This window comes from Methanobrevibacter sp. (assembly GCF_050872065.1).
Taxonomy (GTDB): Archaea; Methanobacteriota; Methanobacteria; order Methanobacteriales; family Methanobacteriaceae; genus Methanocatella.
On sequence record NZ_JBNMGD010000078.1, the window covers coordinates 1 to 3,118 of the forward strand.

The 3,118-nt window shown below is 32.0% G+C and carries 3 protein-coding genes; all 3 read left to right on the forward strand.

Annotated elements, in window-relative coordinates; translation table 11 throughout:
* The first annotated feature begins 42 nt into the window (after positions 1 to 42).
* The 3 genes from aroA (at position 43) to cysK (ending at position 3,090) form a co-directional block, all read left to right on the forward strand.
* On the forward strand, positions 43 to 1,359 hold the full coding sequence (aroA, locus tag ACR0P1_RS07655; protein WP_432645814.1) for a 3-phosphoshikimate 1-carboxyvinyltransferase: 1,317 nt from the start codon (positions 43 to 45) through the stop codon (positions 1,357 to 1,359).
* A gap of 2 nt (positions 1,360 to 1,361) precedes the next feature.
* On the forward strand, positions 1,362 to 1,991 hold the full coding sequence (locus ACR0P1_RS07660; protein ID WP_432645816.1) for an endonuclease III domain-containing protein: 630 nt from the start codon (positions 1,362 to 1,364) through the stop codon (positions 1,989 to 1,991).
* A gap of 151 nt (positions 1,992 to 2,142) precedes the next feature.
* Positions 2,143 to 3,090: a cysteine synthase A gene (gene cysK / locus ACR0P1_RS07665; RefSeq protein WP_432645815.1), complete on the forward strand. Its 948-nt coding sequence runs from the start codon at positions 2,143 to 2,145 to the stop codon at positions 3,088 to 3,090.
* Positions 3,091 to 3,118: the final 28 nt, after the last annotated feature.

Sequence of the window (3,118 nt, forward strand, 5' to 3'; positions counted from 1 at the left end):
GTATAGGTAACTATTTATTAAATTTAATTTAAAATATTATTGATGATTCTTAAGGTAAAAAATATCTCAAATATTGGTGGTGAGGTTAAAGCACCCCCATCTAAAAGTTATTCTCACAGAGCAATTATATTAGCTTCATTAGCTAATGGTACCTCTAAACTTTATGATATGCTATACTCTGAAGATACATTAGCATCAATTAGAGTATGTAAAGCATTGGGTGCTCAAATTAATAGGAATGATGATTATTTAGAAGTCATAGGAACTAATGGAATGCTTCATAATTCTTGTGATGGGCCAATTGACCTTGCAAATTCAGGAACTACACTTAGATTAATGACATCTGTTTCTGCATTAAGTGATAATGAAGTTATTTTAACAGGTGATGAATCTCTTCATACACGGCCAATGGGTCTTTTGATGAATGCTTTAAAACCTTTAGGAGTCGAAACTGAATCATTAAACAATAATGGAAAGGCACCAATATTGATTAAACCTGGATATGTGGGTGGTGAAACTAATATTATGGGTAATGTTAGTTCACAGTTTATTTCATCAATTTTAATATCTGCTCCATTGTCTAAATGTGGGGTTACTTTATATGTTTTACCTGAATTCAAATCAAAGCCCTATGTTTATATGACTTGGGACATTATGAGAAAATTTGGTATTAAATCAGACAAATCATATTATTTGAAACATGATTCCTGTAGTCAAGAGCATCAAAGTTGCAGAATCGATGAATTTAAAATTCCTAAACAAGAATATGTTGCTTGTGATTATACTGTTGAAGGAGATTATTCATCTGCATCTTATTTACTTGCTTTAGTTGCTATTAATGGAGGTAGTGCTAGAATTAAAAATTTATTTAGGACATCCAAGCAAGGAGATAAATTTATTTTAAATATTCTTCAAGATATGGGGGCAACAATTGTTCGTGGAGAAGATTATGTTGAAATTACTTCTAAGGGATGTTTAAAAGCAATTGATGTTGATTTATCAAATGCACCTGATTTATTAATTACTGTTGCTGTTTTAGCTGCAATGGCTGAAGGAACAACTAATATCACGGGTGTTGCTCATGCAAGAGTAAAAGAAACTGATAGGATTGACACAACTTGCCGTGAACTGGAAAAACTCGGTTGTAAATTGGTTGAGCATGAAGATGGAATGAGTATAACTGGTGGTGTGTCATCAGGTGTTGTTGATTCACATGGAGACCATAGGCTTGCAATGGCATTTTCTTTAATAGGTCTTAAGCATGACATTGAAATTAAAAATGGGGAAGTATTTGATGTTTCATTCCCTAATTTCATTGAAGCAATGGCAAAGCTTGGTTTTGAATTGGAATTGATATAATGATGAATAAAGAGGAAAGAGTAATTAAATTAGTTGAATATTTGGATAATACTTTTGAGATAAGAGTATTTCAAGACCATGATCCTTACAGGGTATTAATTAGAACCATTTTGTCTCAAAGAACACGTGATGAAAATACTGATCAGGCTACTAACAATTTATTTGCTAAGTATAAAGATATTTATGAAGTTGCAGAAGCTCCAATTGATGATGTTAAAGAATTGATTAGGCCTGCAGGTTTTTATAATGTAAAAGCAGCAAGAATTCAAGAGGTTTCACAGATTTTAATTGACCAGTATGGTGGAGTTGTTCCGGATACTGTGGAAGAAATGTTAAAACTTCCGGGTGTAGGTAGAAAAACTGCTAATTGTGTAATGGTTTTTGCTTTTGAACTTCCAGCAATTCCAGTAGACACTCATGTTCATAGAATTTCAAATAGATTAGGGTTAGTAAATACAAAAAATCCTGAAGATACTGAGGAGGAACTTAAAAAAATAGCTCCTAAGGATTTATGGATTAAATTAAATGATTTGATGGTTCAGTTTGGTCAAAATATTTGCAAACCAATATCTCCTCAGTGTGAGATTTGTCCTTGTACTGAAATATGTGATTATTATAATGAAAACTTTTAATCTTTTTTTTATTCTTATAATTTTTTAGTATCACTAAATTTCTTCAAAATATTTATATAATGAATCCATTATATAACAATAGTTATTTAATTTTTAAGATAATTCTTTTAATATATTATTAAAAACAAATAAATTATTTGGAGAATAAAATATGGTAAATGTTCCAGAATTAAAAAGAGGAGTGCTTGATAGTGTAATTGATGCAATAGGAAACACTCCTATAATAAGATTAAACAATTTAACAAAAGATTTAGATGCAGAAGTTGATGTAAAAATGGAATCATTCAATCCAGCAGGCAGCATAAAAGATCGTGTTGCTGCTGCAATGATTGAAGATGCTGAGGAAAAAGGATTAATTGGGAAAGGTTCTGTGATTATAGAGCCAACTAGTGGAAATACTGGTATTGGTATTGGTTTTGCTGCTGCTGCAAAAGGTTATAAAGTAATATTGACCATGCCTGAAACCATGTCTGTTGAAAGGAGAAAATTTTTAGCTATTTATGGTGCTGAAATTGTATTAACTCCAGGTTCAGAAGGTATGGGTGGTGCTATTAAAAAAGCAGAAGAATTACATAATGAAAATCCGAATTCAGTTATTTTAGGTCAATTTGACAATGAATCTAATGTAGCTATCCACTATAAGACAACTGGACAAGAAATTTTGAGAGATACAGGGGGGAATGTGGATTATGTTGTTGCAGGAGTAGGTACTGGTGGAACAATTACTGGTATTGGTAAAGCATTAAAAGAGGTTCTTCCTGATGTCAAAATTGTTGCAGTAGAACCAGAAGAATCACAAACATTAGCTAAAGGCGTAAAAGGACCACATAACATTCAAGGAATTGGTGCAGGATTTGTTCCTTCAATTTATGATTCTGAGTTTATTGATGAAATTATTCCAGTGCCTAGTGATGAAGCCGGAAAAACATTAATTGCACTTGCTAAAAATGAGGGTATTTTTGCAGGAATCTCTTCAGGAGCGGCTACTTGGGCGGCTTTACAATTGGCTAAACGAGAGGAAAATAAAGGTAAAAGGATAATCGCAATATTGCCTGATAGTGGGGATAGATATCTCTCAGAAGAATGGTTATTTGAATAAGATGATTTTATTCCAAATAATATATATA

Coding starts and splice junctions, on each gene's coding strand:
- aroA (WP_432645814.1), top strand. CDS start 43: ATGATTCTTAAGGTAAAAAATATCTCAAATATTGGTGGTGAGGTTAAA.
- ACR0P1_RS07660 (WP_432645816.1), top strand. CDS start 1,362: ATGAATAAAGAGGAAAGAGTAATTAAATTAGTTGAATATTTGGATAAT.
- cysK (WP_432645815.1), top strand. CDS start 2,143: ATGGTAAATGTTCCAGAATTAAAAAGAGGAGTGCTTGATAGTGTAATT.